Below are 19932 nucleotides of genomic sequence, written 5' to 3' on the forward strand. Positions count from 1 at the left end.
GGGCAGTCGAACGAGGGCATCACCCTCATCGACGCGACCGACAAGTTCGAGACGCACCAGTACGCGTTCAGCGGGCTATCCGACGTCTTGCTCCAGTTCGCGATGCAGCTCAGCGGCGCGACCGGCATTCCGCTCGATCGCCTGTTCGGCCAGCAGCCGGCCGGCTTGAGCGATACCGGCGAAGGGTCGCGCCTGCTGTATCACGAGAAGGTGCACACGCGGCAGGAGCGCCGGATGCGCAACCCGCTGCACGGCCTGCTCGACGTGATGTGCCGGTCGGAAATCGGGCAGCCGTTGCCCGAGGACTTCTCGTACGAGTTCAACCCGCTGCAGGAGATGTCGGCCGCGGAGAAGGCGGAGATCGGCAACAAGACGGTCGACTCGGTGACGAAGGCTGTCGACGCCGACCTGATTCCGCGCAGCCAGGGCATGCGCGAGCTGAAAGCGTCGTCGCCCGACACCGGCATGTTCGGCGACATTCCCGACGAGGCGATCGAGCAGGCCGAGCGCGACGAACAGGGCGAGGACCCCCCGGGAATCGATCCGGCGCTTCCGCTCGGCCCGGCGCCGGGCGCGGCCGCGCGCACGAACGATTCTCTGCTTCGCAGGCTTTTCCGACGTCGATGATCCTCACCCTCGATCGAAAGCGCGACCGGCGCAAGAACCCGGTTCGGCTGAGCGGCGCCGAGCGGCAGTACGGCAGCCAGCTGCGAAAGATCGCTCATCAGGTCGGCGTGCTCGTGAACGGCTTTCCGGCCGATGACGCGTCGTATGCACCGACGATCGAGGAGCTGTTGCGTCGGTACGCCGAGGCGCTGGCGCCGTGGGCAGAAGCGACGGCGGCGCGCATGATCGCCGACCTGAATCGGCGTGACGAGCAGATGTGGATGAAGCAGGCCGCCGACATGTCGCGCGCGCTGCGCGAGGAGATCCGCGGTGCGGCCACCGGCGAGACGATGCGCGCGCTCCTGTCCGAGCAGGTCCGGCTGATCAAGTCGATCCCGCTCGATGCAGCCGAGCGCGTGCACCGGCTCACGCTCGAAGGAATCGTCGACGGCACGCGCGCCGCGCAGATCTCGAAGGCGATTCAGGAGTCTGGACAGGTAGCGAAAAGCCGGGCCGACACGATCGCGAGAACCGAGGTCAGTCGGACGGCCGCGACCCTTACCGAGGCGCGCGCGCTCGACGTCGGAAGCCCTGGCTACTTCTGGCGAACCTCCGGAGATTCGGACGTCCGTGAGGACCATCGCGAGCTGGAAGGCAAGTTCTTCACGTGGGACAAGCCGCCGGTTGCCGATAAGAGGTCGGGCGTGCGTTCGCATCCGGGTTGTATTTACAACTGCCGGTGCTGGGCAGAGGTCGTGCTACCGAAGGGCTGATATGAACTACGCCAAACCACCTCTCGGCCTTGTGCCGAAGTACATCCACGACGAACGCCGCATGAAAGAGATTCTGGGCGCGATCGAGCGTTACAGCGACGCAAGCCTGCCCGTCCCGGCGGAATGGGTGCAGGAACTGAGCGCCATCATCGCCGAACGGTTTCCTGCGAAATAGGCGCGAGGCGGATAGCCATGAAGCCCTTCATTTTCCGAGTTCCCGGGCTGCTGACGTACCGGCGGCACGGCGACCTCGCGCATCTACAGATTCTCGGGCGGTGCATTTACGTCCGTGCCGGGAGACGCCACCGCCTGGTGGGCATTGTTTGGGGTAGCAATTGACCACGACGACCCACGTATTCACGTTTCGCGTGCACACCGCATGGTGGCTGCCGCTGTACATCCGGACATTGATCGTGTGTTGCTGGCTCACTCGAAGCGAGCCCGATTACGAGCGAGTTCGCCGCGTCGTAATGCGCGGAATTCGAACCATCGTCGAACGCTGAACGCCAAGCAATTGCGAGCACTTCATAGCAGCCGGGCCGAGCCCGTTAGACCCGACTGATCAATGCCCAAGCATCTGCATATCTACCTCCACACGTATGACGCGTCGTGGGAGGAATCGAAGCATCCGCGCGCTGCGAACGGCCAGTTCGGATCAGGTGGTGGCACCGGGGCAGCGGCGGCCGCACCAACGTCGCTGAAAGGCGACGAGCTTGGCGACTTCACCAGCATGAAGGAGCTGCGCCAAAAGGCGATTGCCTACGGAAAGCAGTTCGCAGGGAAGAAGTTCAAGAACCAGGCGACTGGAAACCAGATCGAGGTGACGAACGGCGGGATCAGGCACACCGTGGCCACCGGTCACGACGAAGTGCTCCGCTCGATTCCTGCATTGCCGGACCTGCTGACGAAGGCGCGCCTGATCGACTCGCAGCCGGACAAGCGCGGCGATCCGAACGTGAAGGCGGTGGAAACCTACTCGGCGCCGCTCAAGCTGGACGGCAAGAGCTATCGGGCGGTGATTACGGTGAAGGTGTTCTACGACGGCCATCGGTACTACAACCAAGGCCTGGTGCGGGAGGGGGGATAGGGCCGGTCGTCGTTTAAATAAGGCACCCCCTGCCTTTCGGCAGTCGGCTCACCTCCGGCGACCGTCCCAGCCTTGATTATAGCCAGTTCTCGGTGACTTGCGAATTTCCTTCCGAATCATCGACTTACTTCCATCCTTGACCCCGATGCCGACTATTCGAATTCCGACGGCCGACCACGCATGTGCGTGTGGCGGCGGCGCGGCGCGCGCTCGCGCGCATACCCGCGACGGTGTGACCGCGTCAGGCATGTTTACGGCCGAGAAGATCGGCACGCGGCGCTCGCTGACGCCCGAAGGCTTCCTGCTCTGCGAGGAGGTGCCGATCGCGCGCGTCGGCTCGCAGGACTACGCGTATTTCGAGCTTCCCGAGCTCGAAGCGAAGGACGGAGTGATCGTCGCCGAGCGCACCGCCGACGTGCTGTTCAGCCCCGAGACGCTCGCCAGCTTCGAGGGCAAGCCGATCACGATCGACCATCCGCCGGATTTCGTGACGCCGGCGAACTACATGTCGGTGACCCGCGGCGACGTGCGCAACGTGCGGCGCGGCGAGGGCGCTCAGTCGGACCTTATGTTGGCCGACCTGCTGATCAAGGACGCCGAGGCGATCCGCCGCGTGCAAAGCGACGGCCCGGACGCGCTCGACCAGGTCAGCAACGGCTACGACGCTGACTACGAACAGATTGCGCCTGGGCGGGCGCGACAGGTGGTGATCGTGGGCAACCACGTCGCACTCGTGAAAAACGCCCGCTGTGGCCCCGTGTGTTCCATCGGGGATAGCGCTTCCAACCTACTCCCGACAGGAGATTCCAGCATGGCAAACAAGAAGCCCGCGCAGTCGACGCTGCTCGAGAAGCTGCGCAAGGCGTTCATGACTCGCGACTCGGACGCGTTCGAGAAGGCCGCGAATGAAATGACCGGCGACGAGGGCGGCGACGAGTCCGGCAACGGCCAGCCGCAGATTCACATCCACATGCCTGGCGCGTCCGAGGCGAAGCCGGCTGTCGCGCCCACGGGTGATGAAGATCCAGCCGCCGGCGCGGGCGAAGGCAATGCCGAAGTCCTGGCCGCAATCAACGGCGTCGCGGAAAGCGTCAAGGCGTTGGCCGAGCGCGTGACGAAGCTCGAGGGCGGCGGCACGCCGACTGGCGACGATGACGATGACCTCGGCGACGGAACCGGGACGACCGACAACGACGGCACGGGCGCCGGCGGCGATGACGGCAAGGGCGGGACGAAAACCGGCGACAGCACGGCACTGCGCGACGAGTTCCAGGACGCGCTCTCGCGCGCCGAGATTCTCGCCCCTGGTGTACGCCTGCCGACGTTCGACGCGAAGGCCGTGCGCAAGAAGACGGTCGACGCGATCTGCGTGTTGCGCCGCCGCGCGCTGCGCGCCGCAATGGACAACGAGAACGCCGAAGCGGTCAAGGCCGTGACCGGCGGCGCAGACATCTCGGGCATGCCGTGCAACGCGGTTCAGGCGTTCTTCAACGCCGCTTCCGAATTGGTGCGCGGCAAGAACTCAGGTGTACTGCAGCGCCGGACGAGCGACTCCGCTCAGGCTGGGCGGAAAGACATCAACGAAGTCCACGCGGAATTCTGGAAGAACCGCAAGTAAGGAGCCGACATGCCCTCGTATCAAGCCTATCAATTCCGCATGCCGGCGGGCTTCGCCGGCGATCTCCAGCGTGCCGAAGTCGCCACGATCGAGACGCAACTGATCGACTCGGCGGCCCCGCCGACGGCGTTCGGCGTGCCGGTGAAGATGGTGAACGGCAAGATCCAGCCGATCAACAACGCGGCCGACACCGCGGCGCTCGTCTACGGCGTGAACCTGCGCGCGTACCCGATCCAGGGCAACGGCAACGATCCGCTCGGCACGTCGACGCCTCCGACCAGCGGTCCGACCGACATCCTGAAGCGCGGCTACTTCAATGCCACGCTGGGCGGCACCGCGCCGGCCACGAAGAACGGCACGGTATACGTGCGCGTTGCCGCGGCGGCCGCCGGCAAACCGCTCGGTGGTTTCGAGGCGGCGGTTGACGGCACGAACACCATCGCGATGCCGTCGAACTGGTATTTCACCGGGCCGGCCGACTCGTACGGCGTCGCCGAAATCGCCGTCAACATCTGATCCGGCGCTGAACAGCGCTTCACCCGAAGCCCCGCAACCGCGGGGCTTTTGCATTTCTGGAGCCATTACATGGACATGTCCGAACTGAAGCACCTGCGCCGGGCCGGGGCGTCGATCCCGATGTCGGCGGCCGTCGCGGACGCGACGCGCCGACTGATCCGCGCGCGCACGCAGGACCAGCAGTACACCTACGACCGCGCCACGATCGACTCGACCGGCGCGTTCCTCGTCGGCCAGCTGGAACGCCTCGACCAGACGCTGAACGAGCCGCTCGTCGAGTACACCTGGTCGCGCGATATCTACATTCGCAGCGACGTCTCGGCGGCCGACGAGGTTGCGTCGTTCACGAACTCGGCGTTCGGAATGAGCGGCGGCATCAACCCGAACGGTCTGAACTGGATTTCGAACGAGGGCAACGCGCTGGCGGGTCCGTCGGTCGATATCGGCAAGACCGCACAGCCGATGCTGCTCTGGGGCGCCGAGGTCAAGTACACGGTGCCCGAGCTCGTGAAGTCGCAAGCACTCGGCATGCCCATCGACTCGCAGAAGGTCGAGGCGATGAACATGAAGCGCAACATGGATCTCGACCAGATCGTCTACTACGGCGATCCGCAGATGAACTTCACCGGCCTGGTGAACTCGATCGGCGCCGTCGGGAGCGTTTCGAACGTCGCGAACGGCGCGGGCGGCTCGCCGCAGTGGAATACGAAGACGCCTGACGAGATCCTGAAGGACGTCAACGAGATCCTGACGTCAGCCTGGCAAGCCTCCGGCTGGAAGGTGAAGCCGAACCGCCTGATGCTGCCCCCGGCCACGCTCGGCGGCATCGCAGCGCGCCTCATTAGCACGGCCGGCAGCAAGTCGATCCTGACGTACCTGCTCGAGAACAACATCTGCACGCAGCAGGGTACGCCGCTGGAAATCCTCGAGCTGAAGTGGTTGATCGGCGCGGGCGCCGGCGGCACGCAGGGCCAGCTCGGTACCGTGGACCGGATGGTCGCGTACAACAGCGACAAGAAGTACGTCCAGTTCCCGATGACGGATCTGCAGCGCACGCCGCTCGAATACCGCTCGCTGTTCCAGATCACGACCTACTGGTCGCGTATCGGTCGCGTCGAGTGGCGCTACGGCACGACGGCTGCTTACCGGGACGGGATCTGACATGGCACAAGTCAACGTTCTCAAGGCGTTCACGATTCGTCTGACGCACGAGGGTGAGGAGGTCGTGCGTGCGATCCAGGCCGGCGTGCAGGATGTCGAGGACTACATCGCTGAGCACTGGTATGCGAAGGCGCACATCGGTCAGATGCCGGCCAATGTCGCTGATGGCGCACCGTCGGAAGTTGATGCAGCGGCCCAAGCCGCCGCCGAGGCCGCGGCGATCGCGTCGGCGAAAGCCGAGCTGCAGGCGGAGTCGAATCGCCTGGAGAAGCTGCGCGCCGAGCTCGATGCGGTCGGCAAGGGGCTCGACGAGCGCGCGGCAGCGCTCGATACGCGTGAAGCTTCGGTGACTGCGAGCGAGCAGGATCTTGCTGCGCGCGCCGCGGCTTTCGAGGCAGCGCAGAAGGATGCCGCGAGCACCGCCGCGAAGGATGGCGTATCCGACAGCGCGACGCAGAAGTCCGGAAGCGGGAAGAAGGCATAATGACCTCCCGGCGGCGCGCCGGATCGGTGCGCGCCGGGCACCCGCACACTCGATGAGGTGATCCGTGGACGTATCACAGTTCAGGCAATCGTTTCCTGAGTTCGATGCAACGACGTTTTCCGACCCGCTCGTGCAGTTTTGGCTGACCGTGGCGGTCTCGCTCGTCAACGCCGAGCGCTGGGGCGAGCTGACTGACCTGGGCGTCGCGCTGGTCACCGCACACCACCTCGCGCTGGCTGCCAAGGATCAGAAGACGGCGGCGATTGGCGGCGTGCCCGGGCAGGTGACCGGGCCGCAGTCGTCGAAGTCCGTCGACAAGGTCAGCACCAGCTACGACACCGCAGCCGTCGCGATCAAGGACGGCGGATTCTGGAACGGCACGATGTACGGAATCCGGTATCTCAGCCTCGCACAGATGATGGGCGCGGGCGGCATTCAGTTGTAACGCCGCCGATGCCCATCGGGAGAACCCCATGGGCATGACATTCGACCGCCTCGACGAGATCCTGAGGTCGATCGCCGGGCTCGTGCAGAAAGAGGTGCTTGTCGGCGTGCCCGACAGCACCGCGGGCCGAAAGGACCAGGGCGAGCCGCTGAGCAACGCCGAGATCGGCTATATCCTCGAGAACGGCTCGCCGGCGAACAACCTACCGGCGCGGCCGCATCTGGTTCCCGGCGTGCAGGACGCGCGGCCGAAGTTCGAGCCGCAACTGCAGAAGGGCGTCGAAGCGGCCCTCGACGGCGACCTTGAGAAGGTCGAGCGCAGCCTGAATCGCGCCGGCCTCGTCGCGCAGAACTCGGTGCGCGCGAAGATCAACAGCAACATCCAACCGAAGCTCTCTGACTCGACGCTGGCCGCACGCCGGCGCCGCGGCGTCATGCGCGAGAACACGCTGGTCGATACCGCCCAGTACCGTAACTCGATCACTTACGTGGTCCGCAAGAAGTAGTTTCCAGCTTTCCTGACCCCAAGGGCCGCCTCGCGCGGCCCTTTTGCATTGGAGCCAGCAATGGCCTTCCTTGACGTCACCGACGTCCTGCTCGATCCCGACTTCATGGACATGGGCCTGATCTGCAACCGCATGACGCAGACGACCGACGAGCACGGACGCGCGCACAACACCGTGACGGCGACGCCGTTCTCGGCCGTCGTGACTAGCGACAAGGGCGACATTCTGCACCGGAACGCCGACGGCAGCCGAATCATTGGTTCGATCACCCTGCACACGATGTTCCGGCTGTCTGACGGTAGCGCCGGGCGCGACGCCGACGAGATCGTGTGGTCGGGCCGGACATACACGGTCGTCAACGTGAACGACTACTCGCACTTCGGCCGTGGCTTCGTCTGCTCCACGTGCGACCTGAAACCTCTCTCGGGATGACCCCATGACCGACAGCTCGACCGGCGGATACCTGGCGCCAGCCGTCGATGCGCCGCCGGCCGAGGACGATGCCCTCGACGATCTAGTCCACGACCTGATCGCAGGCGTCACGGCGCTGCCCGGCGACCTCGTGCGGCCGCGCTGGCAGCCGACCGTACCGAAGCAGCCCGAGCCCGGCGTCGACTGGTGCGCGTTCGGCGTTCAGGAGCAGGAGCCGGACGCCGGACCGGCGATCCAGCATGACGGCACCGGCGACGGCCACGACCACGACACGTACATCCGGCACCAGGACATCGACGTCCTGTGCACGTTCTACGGGCCGCACGCGAAAGGCTACGCGCAGCGGCTTGCCGACGGTCTCGCGATCCCGCAGAACCGCGAGCAACTCCAACTGCAGGACATGGCATTCGTCGGCGCCGGCTCGATTCGCGCGGCGCCGGACCTCGTCAACCAGCAGTGGGTGCGGCGCTACGACATGACCGTGACGCTGCGCCGCAAGATCACCCGGGCCTATGCGGTCCTCAATTTGCTGTCGGCCACCGTGGCGACGACGACCGACTCGTCGATGCCCGTGTCCGGCGTTTCGAACATCCACTCGTAGGGGACCAGCATGTCCAACGGATTGCCGGTATCGCGCCTGATCAACGTCACGATCAACATGTCGCCGCTCGCGGCGCAGGGCGCGGACCTGAACACAATGCTCATTCTCGGGGCATCCTCGTTCATCGACACGAACGAGCGACTGCGATCGTACGGCAGCATCGGCGAAGTCGCGGCCGATGCTGGCACGAATTCGCCGGAATACCTCGCGGCGGTTCTCGCGTTCAACCAGGTTCCCCAGCCGCAGCGCGTGTGCATCGGCCGCTGGGCGAAGACCGCGACGGCAGGCTCGCTGCGCGGCGGCGTGCTGTCGACTGCTCAGCAGGACATCAACGCCTGGAAGGCTGTCACGACCGGCGCGTTCAAGATTCCGGTCGACGGTACGACGAAGACCGTGTCGGGCCTCGACTTCTCCGCGCAGACGAACCTGAACGGCGTCGCGACGGTGATCGGCGCGGCGCTGACCGGCGCGACGATCGTGTGGAACGGCTCGCAGTTCGTCGTCACGTCCAGTACGACCGGTACGTCGTCGAAGATAGGCTACGCGATCGCGCCGGCCAGCGGCATGGACATCTCTGCGATGCTGGCGTTGACGAGCACCCTCGCGGGCACGCCGGCGGACGGTATTGCGCCGGAGCAGCCGGTCGACGCGGTCGCGATCTTCCTCGATCGTTTCGCCAACCAGTTCCTCGGCCTGGACTTCGCCGATGCCTCGATCACCGATGACCAGCATGTCGCGGTCGCGAACCTGATCGAGGCCGATCAGCGGCACATCTACGGGATCACGACGCAGAACCCGCAGACGCTCGACTCGACGGTCTCGATTGACCTCGCGAGCCGCCTGAAGGTGCTGAAGCTGAAGTACACGGTTGTGCAGTACTCGAGCTCGACGCCGTACGCGATCTCGGCGCTGCTGGGCCGGTTGCTGACGGTGAACTTCAACGGCAACAACACGACGATCACGCTCATGTTCAAGCAGGAGCCGAGCGTTGCGGCCGAGCAGCTGACCAGCACACAGGCCAATACGCTGCAGGCGAAGAACTGCAACGTCTTCGTCAACTACAGCAACGACACGTCGATCATCCAGTACGGCGTGACGCCGAGCGGCCTGTTCGCGGATTCGGTCTACAACGCGATCTGGTTCCGCAACCGCATCGAGACGGACGTCTACAACCTGCTGTACCAGAGCCCGACGAAGATCCCGCAGACCGACGGCGGCAACGCGCAAATCGCCGCGAAGATCTCGTCGTCGTGCGATGCCGCAGTGAACAACGGCTACCTCGCGCCTGGCGTCTGGAACTCGGGCGGTTTCGGCGCGCTGAATCAGGGCGACACGCTGGCGAAGGGCTACTACGTGTATGCGCCGCCGATCGCGACGCAGTCGCAGGCGGATCGCGAGGCGCGGAAGGCCGTGACGTTCCAGGTCGCCGCGAAGGAAGCCGGCGCGATTCACAGCGTCGACATCCTCGTCAACGTCAACCGGTAACAGGAGAATCCCATGTCGGGAACCTATTCGTTTCAAGACGTCAACGCGACGCTCGTCGGGCCCGGCGGCGTCTTCTCTCTCGGTTACGGCGAGGCGACGGCCGAGGAAGGCATCACGCTGGCGGCCGCCGGCGACAAGAACACGATGACGATCGGATCGGACGGCGAGGGCATGCACAGCCTTCACGCCGATAAGTCCGGCCAAGTGACCTTGCGCTACCTCAAGACGGCGCCGATCAATGCGAAGCTGATGGCGCTCTACGACGCGCAGTCGCTCGACAGCCGCCTGTGGGGCAAGAACCTGATCGAGGTCGGTCAATCCGTCTCGGGCGACATCGCCACCGCGCGCAGCTGTGCGTTCAAGAAGGTGCCCGACCTGAAGTACGCGAAGGATGGCGACATTGTCGAGTGGGTCTTCGACTCGATCAAGATCGACCGTATTCTCGGGACGTACTGACCATGGCGACCGAAATCGAACTCAACGGCGGGCGGTACGCGATCGGCAAGCTGAGTGCGATGCAGCAGTTCCACGTATCGCGGCGCATCGCGCCGATCATCCCGCCGATGATCCCGGTGCTGGTGAAGTTCTATGCCGAACTCGAACAGGCCGATGCCGCGCGCGACCAGGCGCGCGCGAACAGCGCGCTTGCAGCACTGGTCGGCGGGGCGCCGGCACTCGACGCAGCGGCTCCCGCGGCGGACCAGTCGCGCGATCTGCTGTCGCTGGTGGACGCGGTTGCGCCGGTGCTCCAACCGTTCGCCGACGCGCTCGCCGGTCTGAAGGACGAGGACGCCGAGTACGTGTTCGGCACGTGCCTGTCTGTCGTCGAACGGTGTCAGGGCGCGGGCTGGGCGAAGGTGTGGTCTGTCGTGCACAAGACGGCGATGTTCGACGACATCGGCATCGACGTGATGCTGCCGCTCGTCGTGCGCGTTGTAGTGGCGAACCTCGGCCCTTTTATCAGCGGGTTGCTTACCAGCCAAGCGAGCAGCCCGGCGGCGACCTAGGCTGGATCCGCACGCTGCCCGGCGGCGAGGACTGGCTGCTCGCGCCGGTGCACGCGCAGATGTGCCGGTACGAGTCGCTGCTCGACGGAACGCTCGGCCTGGCCGACGTCGCGCTGATGAACGACTCCCTCGCCGTCCGGGCAGACAACGAAGCGGCGTTCCGCCGCAAGATGGATAGAGAGAATGGCTGATACCGTCGTCATCCGCGAGTTCCTGGTGGCCCTTGGCTTCAAGGTCGACCAGAAGGGCCTGAAGAACTTCAAGGAAGGCGTCGAAGGCACGACAAAGGGCGTCAAGCAGCTGATCGCGACGGTATCCGGCGCGGCGCTCACCGTGAGCGCCGGCGTCGCGGCATTCGCGTCGAAGCTCGAGCGCCTGTATTTCGTGTCGCAGCGCACCGGCGCGTCGGCGAGCAACCTGCGCGGGTTCGAGTTCGCCGCGAGGAACATGGGTGTCTCCGCCGAGGCGGCGACGGGCACGATCGAGAACCTCGCGCGCTTCCTGCGCAACAACCCGGCCGGCGAGGGCTATCTTGCGACGCTCGGCGTGCAGACGCGCAACGCCAACGGCGAGCTGCGCGATACGGTCGACATCATGTCGGACCTCGGCGGCGCGTTGGCGAAGAAGCCGACGTGGCTCGCGAGCCAGTACGGGAACATCCTCGGCATCGACGAGAACCTGATGCTCGCGATGCGCAATGGGGACTTCGAGAAGCTCCTGAAGCAGTACCGCGAGATGTCGAAGACGACCGGCCTGGACAAGGCGGCCGAGGACTCGCACCGCTTCATGACGCAGCTGCGCGGGCTCGGTACGACGTTCGAGAACCTCGGCATCCGCGTTGAAGGCGCGATGCTGCAGAAGATCGGCCCGCAGCTTGAGCGGTTTCAGCGGTGGATGGATGAGCACGGCGAGCAGATCGCGAATCGAATCGCTGACATCGCGAACGCAGTGCTGAAGGCTGCCGCGGTGATGGGGCCGCCGTTGGCGTGGCTGGCCGACAAGTTCATTGAGCTCGACCATGGGACGAACGGCTGGTCGACGAAGATCCTGCTGCTTGGCTTCGCGCTCAAGGCGCTGGGGGTGTTCCGGATCGCCAAGGGGATCTGGAAGGCCGCGGCGGCGCTCCGCGCGATGGGAGCCAATGGCACTGGCGCCGCGAGCGTCATCTCCAGCGTCATCGGTCAGATAGGTTCGCTGATCGGATTGCTGGGGCGATTGTCGGCCATCGCGGGAGCGGCGTTCGCCGGTTGGAAGATCGGTGATGCGCTGCGCGATTCGGTTGACGGGTGGATTTCGAAGGCGTCCGGCGGAAAATTCCGATCGATCTGGGATTTCCTGACCGGAAAGGATCGGCGCGGGCTCGACGCGACAGGTGGGTACACGCAGGAAGAACTCGACAGCGTTAGGAGGGATGGTGGCGGCGGCGCCAGATTGACGGCACCGCGCGGCGCGCCGACGGCGGCCACGCAGGCGTCGGCTTCAGCGGGCGCGCCGGCCGGCGTCGCCAGCACGATGGCGCAGCTTGCCGACACGGCGTTCGGCCGGCTGATCGCGCGTGGAGAGGGCGACTACAACAGCGTGAACCGCGGCGCGCGCGGCGGATACCGGTCCGGGACAGAGAACCTCGAGGGTATGACGCTGGCGCAGGTCATGGCGGCGCAGCGCGCCGGCCAGTTCAACGCTGCTGGTCGCTACCAGATCATCGGGGGCACGTTGTCCGAAGCTGCGAGCGCGATGAAGCTGAACGGCAGCGAGATGTTCGACCGGAGGCTGCAGGACCGGATCTTCAGCGAGTACCTGGTGCGCAACAAGCGGCGCGCGATCGCGGATTACATCGAAGGCCGCAGCGACGATGTGCTGGCTGCGTTGCGCGCGATGTCTCGTGAATGGGCGAGCGTGGCAGATCCGGACACAGGCCGCAGCCATTACGCCGGCAAGGGAAATAATCGCGCGAGCATCAGCAGGGCAGAGGCGGAGGCGGCGTTGAACAACGCTCGTGCGACGTATCAGCGGCCGGCCGCCGTGACTGCCGGCGCCGGTGCTCGGTCGATCTCGCTCAATCAGGACGTGAAGATTCAGGTGACAGGAACTGCTGATCCGAACGCCACCGCGCGCGCCGTCGCTCGCGAGCAGAAAGGTGTTGCCGATGGGGCGATGCGCAACATGCAGGGAGTGATGACGTGAACCTTGGCCTCGACATGATCCTGCTCGCGACCAAGAAGCTCGGTGACATCTCGATTTCGGCGACTATCGAAGAGCGGTATAGCGACGAGCTTGTGATCACCGAGCATCCGGTCGAGAAAGGCGCACCTGTCAACGACCACGCGTACCAGAAGCCACGTGAGGTTGTGATCCAGTGCGGCTGGAGCAACGCTGATTATGCGGCGCTGCTCGGCTCCGCGATCAAGAGGTTCGTGAGCGACGGATCTGGTTCGATGACGTCGGGTAGCTACATCGACGGCATCTACAGTCAACTGCTGAAGCTTCAGAGCGATCGGCAGCCCTTCGACATCGTCACGTCACGGCGGAAGTACTCGAACATGCTGTTGCAGGGACTCTCGGTCGTGACGGACGTGAAGACGTCGGGCGCACTGATGGTTACCGCCACCTGCAAGCAGGTGATCATCGTCGAGACGCAGGTGACTAAGCTGCCGCCCCGGGAGAACCAAGCGAACCCGGCCGCGACGGCCGAGACGCAGGACGCGGGTGTCAAGGCGGCAACACCAGCGACGCCGGCACCGGGCGGCGCGGCACCTCCGGAGATTTGGGTATGAATGTCTACGAGATCCCGCTGTCGCCGCAGCCGCAGCGCTTCACTGTGACGCTGAGCGGTGTCGACTACCGGATGACCGTGCAGTATCGGGCGGCCGGCGGCGCGGGCTGGGTGCTCGACATCGCGGACGCCGGCGGCACGCCGCTCGTGAACGGCATCCCGCTCGTCGCGGGCGTCGACCTGCTGGCGCAACACCGACATCTGGGTTTTGCCGGCCGGTTGTGGGTTCAGGGCGCCGAAAGTCCTGACGACGTTCCGACGTACGATGACCTCGGCATCGGATCGCATCTCTTCTGGGTTACGAGCTAGAGCCACTAGGTTTCGTGCGACGGAGGCGCTTTGCGGCCGGCTTGCCTTTGTAAAACTCGGCCAAGGCTTCTGCCTGTTCGGCACGTTCACTCGAACTGATCAGCTCGGGCGTGATGACGGAGGTGTGCATCGCCACGACATTGAATTTGCCCGTCTTACGGATCGCGGTAAGGTGCTCATGAATTTCATCCCATGAAATCGGGTAACCGCGCGAGTCTAAGACGACGTTGACCCCGGGCGGCGCAGGCGCGTGGGGATGCCCGAACTTCTCCGCGTGCTGCTCTTGCACAAAGGACTCGGCTAGCCGACTGATGATCTCGGCGTTCATCGATCGATTGTTATTGCGCGCCGACTCTGCGATCAGATTGCGCATACCGTCGGGGAGGCGGACGACGAACTTGTCGGCCTTATCAGACGGGAAATCCTTATCGTCGCTCATAGATGCTCCATTGATTGACGCTATTGTAGTGGCGACTCGCCATAGATAGAAATCATGGCGACTCGCCACTATATGTATTGATGTTGTAGTGGCGATTCGCTAGTATGTGTGTATGGCGACTCGCTATCTTACGGAGGAATGATGAAAGCGTATCAGATTGCCCCGTTCGGCCTGCGTATGCAGCCCGAACTCCGCGAGTACCTCACGGAACAGGCACAGAAAAATTTCCGTAGCTTGAACAACGAAATCATCCAGCGGCTCGAAGCTAGCCGCCAAAAAGAAAACGCCCAACCGGCGGCAACCGGTCAGGCGTTGGTGACGCAGTGAACCCCTAGCAAAGGAACAAAGGTCATGGCAAATGATAGCACGGCAGCAAACATTGGCAAGGCTGGCGAAATCGAGTCGCAGTCCCGAGACCTCTCGTCGCTGCTTGACGACCAGACCCGTTACACATCGGCGCTGTTCGCGGCCATCGAGGCGACGGCAGCTACTTCGCCTAAGGTTGCGGTCGATCTCGCGGCGCTCGGGCAGTGGGTCGCGGAACGCACCTCCCACTTTGCGTTCAACGGCCTGAACAGCATCGCTCTTGCCAGCCGGGAGGTGCACTGATGAACGCGCTCACGATCGCTGGCGTTGCCATTCGTACCGACGCCGAAGGGCGGTACTGCTTGAATGATCTGCATCGGGCAAGCGGTGGAGAGGCGAAACACCAGCCGGCGAACTGGCTCCGCATGCAGCAGACGACCGATCTCGCTGCGGAGATGGAGAGGGAGATTCCTCACTTTCGAGGAATCCAGTCAAAACAAGGGCTTGGAACGTTCGTCGTCAAGGAACTGGTCTACGCCTACGCGATGTGGATCAGCCCTGCATTCCACCTGAAGGTGATCCGGGCCTACGACGAGATGGTGTCGGGGGCTAAGGTCGCGGCGCCGTCGCTCCCGAATTTCGCGAATCCGGCAGAGGCCGCACGCGCTTGGGCCGAGCAGTTCGAGCGGCGCGCTGCACTCGAGCAGGAGAAAAAGGCGCTCGATGCCAAGGTGGCCGAGCAGGCGCCGAAAGTCGAGACGCTCGAACGGATTGCCGACGCTGAAGGCTCGTTGTGTATCCGCGACGCTGCCAGCAATCTGCAGATGCAGCCGAGCAAGCTGACCGCATGGCTGAACGCGAATGGATGGATCTACCATCGCGCCGGCAAGTCAGGCTGGCTGGCGTACCACGACAAGCAGCAGGCCGGTTATCTGGTTCACAAGAGCACGCCATACGTCGATCGAACAACAGGCGAGGAGCGCGTCAGCGAGCAGGTGCGCATCACGATGCGCGGGCTCACGAGGCTCGGGGAACTGGTGCCGCGTGATCTGATCAGAATGCGGCGCGCCACCGGGTACGCTAATCGTGAGAATCGGGGCTCAGCGCCCCATTGATCGGGTATATTGCATTTGCTCCGGATTTCCGCCGCGGCGGATCTATGCGGTGAGGTATGGCATGAGCGGGTTCGACGTGCACCGGAGCGAACGATCGGCCCCGCTTCTTTGGGATGCTATGCGCATCCGTTATTTCAAAGGAGCGATCATGTTGAAAGATGAAATTAGCAGGGCGTTTCGTGCGTACTTCCGCCGGTGCCATCGAGAGGGACTTGTCACAATGCAGCCGGCAATCGGATGTTGTGGCGCGGAAAGACGTAAGGATGGCGACTACGTTGTATTGAGGAATTCGTATCACGTGCTCGCCACGTATCGAATTTCGAGAGCGACTGGGCGTTTAGCCTACGTGCCTGCGTAAAATCAAAGTTGTGCTTTGGCCCTCGGAGCTCCCGAGGGCCTTTTTATCGCGAGGCGGAAATGGCGAAGCAATTCGGTCGCAAAGCGTCACTGATCGTCGGACAGGACACAGGCGATGCCGTTGACCTGTCTAGCCTGCGGTTCACGTTCCGCGTGCAGCGCGGCGACCTCCAGACGCCGAACTCGGCGCGGATCCGGGTCTACAACGTCTCGGATAACACGGCGCAGAAGGTTGAACGCGAGTTCTCGCGCGTCGTTTTGCAGGCTGGCTACGAGGGCAACTTCGGGATTATCTTCGACGGGTCGCTGATTCAGGTGCGTCGCGGACGCGAGAGCCCTACCGACACATACCTCGACATCACAGCGGCCGACGGCGATATGGCGTACAACTTCGCGATCGTCAACACGACGCTTGCGGCAGGCTCGACGCCCGAGGATCACGTGAAGGTGTGCACCGCCGCGATGGGGCAGTACGGCGTAGCCGAGGGCTATCGGCCAGATCTCGGCGGTCGCCCGCTGCCGCGCGGCAAGGTGATGTTCGGAATGGCGCGCGATCATCTTGAAACTGTTGCGCGCTCGACGCAGACGCTGTGGTCGATTCAAGATGGCAAATTGCAGATGGTTCCCGAAACGTCATACGTTCCTGGCGATATACCGTCGATTACGTCTGAATCCGGTATGGTCGGACTACCCGAGCAAACTCAGAACGGCATCACAGTGAAGATGCTGTTGAACCCGAGCATCAAGATTGGACGACTCATCAAGTTGGATAATCGTAGCGTTCAGCAGTATGAGTTCAGTTTGAACAACAAACAGCAAGCCGAGAACGGTGCTATTGCTGGTCAAAACAAGATCAATAGCCCCGAAAAAACCGACGGCTACTACTACGTGATGACGAACGAGCATTGGGGTGACACGCGAGGCAATGACTGGTATACGGAAGCGATCTGTCTTGCTGTAGATGCCACCCCAATCGATGTCGATCTGTTGACCAAGGCCGAGCAGGGAATTTCGGGTCCCGTCCCGCCTAAACTCGATGTGATCAAGCCGTATGGCTAACGAGTCGATTTCTGATATTCGTCGATGTTCTTCCGAAAATCCTCGGACGTAATCGCGGGTCCCAGCGCAGTTCCATCTCCATCGCGGTTGATGGTCGCTCTTACGAACGCCGTCAAAGACATACCAGAGCTGATTTCCCCGGTTGGCCCGATAACAAACACCTCAGCTTTTGATGGATGAAGAGTGCGGCCCCAGCAGCCAATATCGGGGTGATCGGGGCGCAGTTTGTTGTTGAAGATCGCCGCCATGTGCATGTTCTTTGCATTGGCAATCGGCAGCAGGCAGGGATCCTTCAACATCAGCGCATAGATCATGTTTGCCGCTGGGATCATTCCATACGCCGGGGGCTTGCTGGCGAGCACATAGGCTTCAGTATCGGCTGCGAATGCGTTTCCGGTGACTATGGTTGCCGCAATCGCCAAAATCGAGCTGGTCTTTTTCATTTTTCTCCATGGACAGAAAAGAGCGAGTCGATGACCCGCTGGCCTCGCTGCGCGCGGTATTGCGCGGTCAGCGCTCGGAAATTTGGACGGCTCTGCCGGGCATCATTCAGTCGTTCGACGCCGGCGGCCTGACTTGCAGTGTACAGCCGGCTCTGAAGGCGCGAGCGCGCGGCCCAGATGGCGCGCTTACCAGCGTCGCGCTGCCGCTGCTGGTCGACTGCCCGGTGCAGTTCCCGGCTGGCGGGAATTGTACGCTGACGTTCCCGGTGAAGCCGGGCGACGAGTGCCTGGTCGTGTTCGCCTCGCGCTGCATCGACGCGTGGTGGCAGTCGGGCGGCGTGCAGGAGCAGGCCGAGCTGCGCATGCACGACCTGTCGGACGGGTTCGCGCTGCTCGGCTTCCGATCGCGGCCGCGCGCGCTCGCCGGCGTTAGCGGCAGCTCGACGCAGCTGCGCAGCGACGACGGCGCGACGTACATCGACCTGAACCCGACGCTGAAGAAGGTCAAGATCGTTGCGCCCGGCGGGTTCGACGTCGTCGCGCCGCTGTCGACGTTCTCGGCCGCGGTGACGATCACGGGCCTGCTGACGTTCGTGGGCGGCATGGTCGGCAGCGCGGCGACCGGCGCCGCTGCAGTGTTCAACGGCATCCTGAACGTGATCGGCCAGATCACTGCGAACGGCAAGCGCGTCGACGACACGCACACGCACCCGGATGCGCAGGGTGGCAACACGGGTCCGGTCAACTGATCGTCAGATCGCGAATAAAAAAACCCCGCTCGAAGCGGTAATGCCGTTCAGTTAAGATCAAAAAGGCTGCTCCGGATTAATACCGGAGCGGCCTTTTTCCTTGGTTCTGCAAGGCTAGGCCGCTGCGAACCGCGCTTAACTGAACGGCATTACCGCTCGAAGCGGGGTTTGTCGTTTATGGAACGGGGGATCAGGCGTGCGCGTGCTCGCGGATTTCACGTAGCACATCGTCGCCGATCTTTTCCTTGGCGAGTTCAGTGTCGTAATGCGTCTGGAGGTTCATCCAACTCTGCGGATCGACGCCAAAGAACGCGCCAAGGCGCACTGCGGTGTCGGCCGTGATGGCACGGTCGCCTTTCACGATTTCGTTAATGCGACGAGCCGGGACGCTAATTGCCTTCGCGAGAGCGTATTGGCTGATTCCCATCGGCTCCAGCCAGTCTTCCGCCAGGATTTCACCGGGCGTCGCCAGGGGTACTTCTCGGGTCATGACTTTCTCCGGGTTGGTCAGTGGTAGTCGACGATTTCCACATCCGAGGCGCGGCCATTGACGAACTTGAAGCAGATACGCCACTGGTCGTTGATGCGGATGCTGAATTGGCCTTGTCGGTCGCCTTTCAGCGCTTCGAGCCGGTTGTTCGGCGGGATGCGAAGGAAGTCCAGATCGGCCGCAGCGTGCAACTGCTGGAGTTTGCGAATCGCGACGCGTTCGAAATTGACGAAGCGGGCGACCCGCCTGCCATTGAACAGCGCCTCAGTATCTCGGCAGTTGAACGATGTAATCATGGATTGATGATAACGCAATGCGTTAATAACGTCAAACGTTACTAACGTTTTTGGGGTACGAATGCGATACAGACGATTGGATCCGGGCGGGGATTACACGTTCGGCGGGGGCGCGGCCGATTTCCTCGCGAACACGTCGGAGGCCGTGGCGCAGGCCGTGCTGACGCGCCTTCGCCTGCTGCGCGGCGAATGGTTCCTCGACACGACGGCCGGCATGCCATGGGCGACCGACGTGCTCGGGAAGTTCACCAGTGGCACTTACGACGCGGCGATCCGCCAGTGCATCCTCGGCACGCAGGGCGTGACCGAGATCACGAGCTACTCGAGCTCGGTTGACCCGGAGACGCGCACGCTCACGGTCGCCGCGACGATCAACACCATCTACGGCACCACCACGGTACAGGCGGCATTGTGACTCTCACGACCCTCGCACCCATCATCGACGCGAACGGCATCACGGCGCCGACTTACGCTCAAGCGTTTTCCTACATGCAGGACCGGTACCGAGCCATCTATGGTGCGGACACGTATCTGGAGCCCGACAGCCAGGACGGCCAGCTGATCGGCGTGTTCGCCAAGGCGATCAGCGACGTGAACGCGGTCGCGATCGCTCTCTACCAGTCGTTCAGCCCCGCGACAGCACAGGGCGCGGCGCTGTCGAGCAACGTGAAGATCAACGGCATCGCACGGAAGGTCGCGTCGTACTCGAGCGCCGACCTCGTGCTCGTCGGGCAGGCCGGTGCCACGATCACGAACGGTGCTGCGAAAGACGGCAACGGCGTGAAGTGGATGCTGCCAACGACCGTGACGATCCCGCCGAGCGGCACGATCACCGTCACGGCGACGTGCGCGACGATCGGCGACGTGTCCGCTCGC

General features: G+C 63.6%; 30 protein-coding genes. 26 read left to right on the forward strand and 4 right to left on the reverse strand.

Features of this window, described 5'->3' with window-relative positions:
* From WS69_RS11520 to WS69_RS11600, 19 genes are all read left to right on the forward strand, one after another.
* Positions 1-627 (forward strand): anti-CBASS protein Acb1 family protein (locus WS69_RS11520; protein ID WP_156438062.1); only part of this gene is annotated, 627 nt, incomplete at its 5' end.
* Entirely contained in the window at positions 624-1379 is a 756-nt protein-coding gene (locus WS69_RS11525) for a phage head morphogenesis protein (RefSeq protein ID WP_059470909.1), read from the forward strand. The genes WS69_RS11520 and WS69_RS11525, both read left to right, overlap by 4 nt.
* Before the next feature lies 1 nt (position 1380).
* Positions 1381-1554, forward strand: a complete 174-nt coding sequence (locus WS69_RS33190) for a hypothetical protein (RefSeq protein ID WP_156438063.1) — start codon at positions 1381-1383, stop codon at positions 1552-1554.
* Positions 1555-1944: 390 nt separating this feature from the next.
* Entirely contained in the window at positions 1945-2466 is a 522-nt protein-coding gene (locus WS69_RS11530) for a hypothetical protein (RefSeq protein ID WP_059470910.1), read from the forward strand.
* 145 nt (positions 2467-2611) lie between these two features.
* Positions 2612-4084 carry a DUF2213 domain-containing protein gene (locus WS69_RS11535; protein WP_059470911.1) on the forward strand — a complete coding sequence of 491 codons (1473 nt, stop codon included), beginning with the start codon at positions 2612-2614 and terminating at the stop codon, positions 4082-4084.
* A gap of 9 nt (positions 4085-4093) precedes the next feature.
* On the forward strand, positions 4094-4600 hold the full coding sequence (locus WS69_RS11540) for a structural cement protein Gp24 (protein ID WP_059470912.1): 507 nt from the start codon (positions 4094-4096) through the stop codon (positions 4598-4600).
* A 69-nt stretch (positions 4601-4669) separates the two neighbouring features.
* Positions 4670-5761, forward strand: coding sequence for a DUF2184 domain-containing protein (locus WS69_RS11545; RefSeq protein ID WP_059470913.1), 1092 nt, complete (start codon positions 4670-4672; stop codon positions 5759-5761).
* A 1-nt stretch (position 5762) separates the two neighbouring features.
* A complete protein-coding gene (locus WS69_RS11550) occupies positions 5763-6245 on the forward strand; it encodes an STY1053 family phage-associated protein (protein WP_059470914.1) in 483 nt (160 codons plus the stop codon).
* Between the two features lie 64 nt (positions 6246-6309).
* Entirely contained in the window at positions 6310-6690 is a 381-nt protein-coding gene (locus WS69_RS11555) for a DUF4054 domain-containing protein (protein WP_059470915.1), read from the forward strand.
* 28 nt (positions 6691-6718) lie between these two features.
* Positions 6719-7195 carry a hypothetical protein gene (locus WS69_RS11560; protein ID WP_059470916.1) on the forward strand — a complete coding sequence of 159 codons (477 nt, stop codon included), beginning with the start codon at positions 6719-6721 and terminating at the stop codon, positions 7193-7195.
* Positions 7196-7255: 60 nt separating this feature from the next.
* Positions 7256-7627, forward strand: a complete 372-nt coding sequence (locus WS69_RS11565) for a hypothetical protein (RefSeq protein WP_059470917.1) — start codon at positions 7256-7258, stop codon at positions 7625-7627.
* A 4-nt stretch (positions 7628-7631) separates the two neighbouring features.
* On the forward strand, positions 7632-8228 hold the full coding sequence (locus tag WS69_RS11570) for a phage neck terminator protein (RefSeq protein WP_059470918.1): 597 nt from the start codon (positions 7632-7634) through the stop codon (positions 8226-8228).
* A 9-nt stretch (positions 8229-8237) separates the two neighbouring features.
* Positions 8238-9713 carry a DUF3383 domain-containing protein gene (locus tag WS69_RS11575; RefSeq protein ID WP_059470919.1) on the forward strand — a complete coding sequence of 492 codons (1476 nt, stop codon included), beginning with the start codon at positions 8238-8240 and terminating at the stop codon, positions 9711-9713.
* 12 nt (positions 9714-9725) lie between these two features.
* The gene (locus tag WS69_RS11580) at positions 9726-10169 is read left to right on the forward strand and encodes a phage protein (protein WP_059470920.1); all 444 of its coding nucleotides are present in this window, start codon (positions 9726-9728) and stop codon (positions 10167-10169) included.
* Between the two features lie 2 nt (positions 10170-10171).
* On the forward strand, positions 10172-10720 hold the full coding sequence (locus WS69_RS11585; protein ID WP_059470921.1) for a phage tail assembly chaperone: 549 nt from the start codon (positions 10172-10174) through the stop codon (positions 10718-10720).
* A 47-nt stretch (positions 10721-10767) separates the two neighbouring features.
* Positions 10768-10911 carry a DUF6889 family protein gene (locus WS69_RS34100; RefSeq protein WP_175984561.1) on the forward strand — a complete coding sequence of 48 codons (144 nt, stop codon included), beginning with the start codon at positions 10768-10770 and terminating at the stop codon, positions 10909-10911.
* Positions 10904-12904 carry a hypothetical protein gene (locus tag WS69_RS11590; protein WP_059470922.1) on the forward strand — a complete coding sequence of 667 codons (2001 nt, stop codon included), beginning with the start codon at positions 10904-10906 and terminating at the stop codon, positions 12902-12904. The genes WS69_RS34100 and WS69_RS11590 overlap by 8 nt, the downstream gene beginning before the upstream one ends.
* Before the next feature lie 14 nt (positions 12905-12918).
* Entirely contained in the window at positions 12919-13494 is a 576-nt protein-coding gene (locus WS69_RS11595; RefSeq protein WP_059470933.1) for a phage baseplate protein, read from the forward strand.
* Positions 13491-13802 carry a phage baseplate plug family protein gene (locus WS69_RS11600; protein ID WP_059470923.1) on the forward strand — a complete coding sequence of 104 codons (312 nt, stop codon included), beginning with the start codon at positions 13491-13493 and terminating at the stop codon, positions 13800-13802. The genes WS69_RS11595 and WS69_RS11600 overlap by 4 nt, the downstream gene beginning before the upstream one ends.
* Here WS69_RS11600 and WS69_RS35280 read toward each other — a convergent pair.
* Entirely contained in the window at positions 13792-14241 is a 450-nt protein-coding gene (locus WS69_RS35280) for an Arc family DNA-binding protein (protein WP_059470924.1), read from the reverse strand. The genes WS69_RS11600 and WS69_RS35280 overlap by 11 nt on opposite strands.
* Before the next feature lie 141 nt (positions 14242-14382).
* On the opposite strand from WS69_RS35280, the gene WS69_RS11610 reads away from it, so the two are divergent.
* The 4 genes from WS69_RS11610 to WS69_RS11625 all read left to right on the forward strand — a co-directional run bounded on the left by WS69_RS11610 (position 14383) and on the right by WS69_RS11625 (position 17078).
* Positions 14383-14568, forward strand: coding sequence for an Arc family DNA-binding protein (locus WS69_RS11610; RefSeq protein ID WP_197419240.1), 186 nt, complete (start codon positions 14383-14385; stop codon positions 14566-14568).
* Positions 14569-14592: 24 nt separating this feature from the next.
* Positions 14593-14850, forward strand: coding sequence for a hypothetical protein (locus WS69_RS11615; RefSeq protein WP_059470926.1), 258 nt, complete (start codon positions 14593-14595; stop codon positions 14848-14850).
* The gene (locus WS69_RS34105) at positions 14850-15662 is read left to right on the forward strand and encodes a phage antirepressor KilAC domain-containing protein (RefSeq protein WP_059470927.1); all 813 of its coding nucleotides are present in this window, start codon (positions 14850-14852) and stop codon (positions 15660-15662) included. The genes WS69_RS11615 and WS69_RS34105 overlap by 1 nt, the downstream gene beginning before the upstream one ends.
* Positions 15663-16079: 417 nt before the next feature.
* Positions 16080-17078, forward strand: coding sequence for a phage protein (locus WS69_RS11625; protein WP_059470928.1), 999 nt, complete (start codon positions 16080-16082; stop codon positions 17076-17078).
* On the opposite strand, the gene WS69_RS11630 is transcribed toward WS69_RS11625, so the two are convergent.
* On the reverse strand, positions 17075-17521 hold the full coding sequence (locus WS69_RS11630) for a hypothetical protein (protein ID WP_059470929.1): 447 nt from the start codon (positions 17519-17521) through the stop codon (positions 17075-17077). The genes WS69_RS11625 and WS69_RS11630 overlap by 4 nt on opposite strands.
* An 8-nt stretch (positions 17522-17529) precedes the next feature.
* On the opposite strand from WS69_RS11630, the gene WS69_RS11635 reads away from it, so the two are divergent.
* Positions 17530-18270, forward strand: coding sequence for a Gp138 family membrane-puncturing spike protein (locus tag WS69_RS11635; protein WP_059470930.1), 741 nt, complete (start codon positions 17530-17532; stop codon positions 18268-18270).
* Positions 18271-18460: 190 nt separating this feature from the next.
* Here the strand turns inward: WS69_RS11635 and WS69_RS11640 are convergent, their stop codons facing one another.
* Together WS69_RS11640 and WS69_RS11645 are read right to left on the reverse strand one after the other, a co-directional pair.
* Entirely contained in the window at positions 18461-18760 is a 300-nt protein-coding gene (locus WS69_RS11640) for a HigA family addiction module antitoxin (RefSeq protein ID WP_043296407.1), read from the reverse strand.
* A gap of 17 nt (positions 18761-18777) precedes the next feature.
* A complete protein-coding gene (locus WS69_RS11645; RefSeq protein WP_059470931.1) occupies positions 18778-19056 on the reverse strand; it encodes a type II toxin-antitoxin system RelE/ParE family toxin in 279 nt (92 codons plus the stop codon).
* 61 nt (positions 19057-19117) lie between these two features.
* Here WS69_RS11645 and WS69_RS11650 point away from each other — a divergent pair, with 61 nt between their 5' ends.
* Together WS69_RS11650 and WS69_RS11655 are read left to right on the forward strand one after the other, a co-directional pair.
* Entirely contained in the window at positions 19118-19471 is a 354-nt protein-coding gene (locus WS69_RS11650; protein ID WP_059470932.1) for a hypothetical protein, read from the forward strand.
* Positions 19468-19932: baseplate J/gp47 family protein (locus tag WS69_RS11655; RefSeq protein WP_197419241.1), on the forward strand; the 465-nt coding region annotated here is incomplete at its 3' end. The genes WS69_RS11650 and WS69_RS11655, both read left to right, overlap by 4 nt.

The sequence above is a fragment of the Burkholderia sp. BDU5 genome (assembly GCF_001522845.1).
GTDB lineage: Bacteria > Pseudomonadota > Gammaproteobacteria > Burkholderiales > Burkholderiaceae > Burkholderia > Burkholderia mayonis.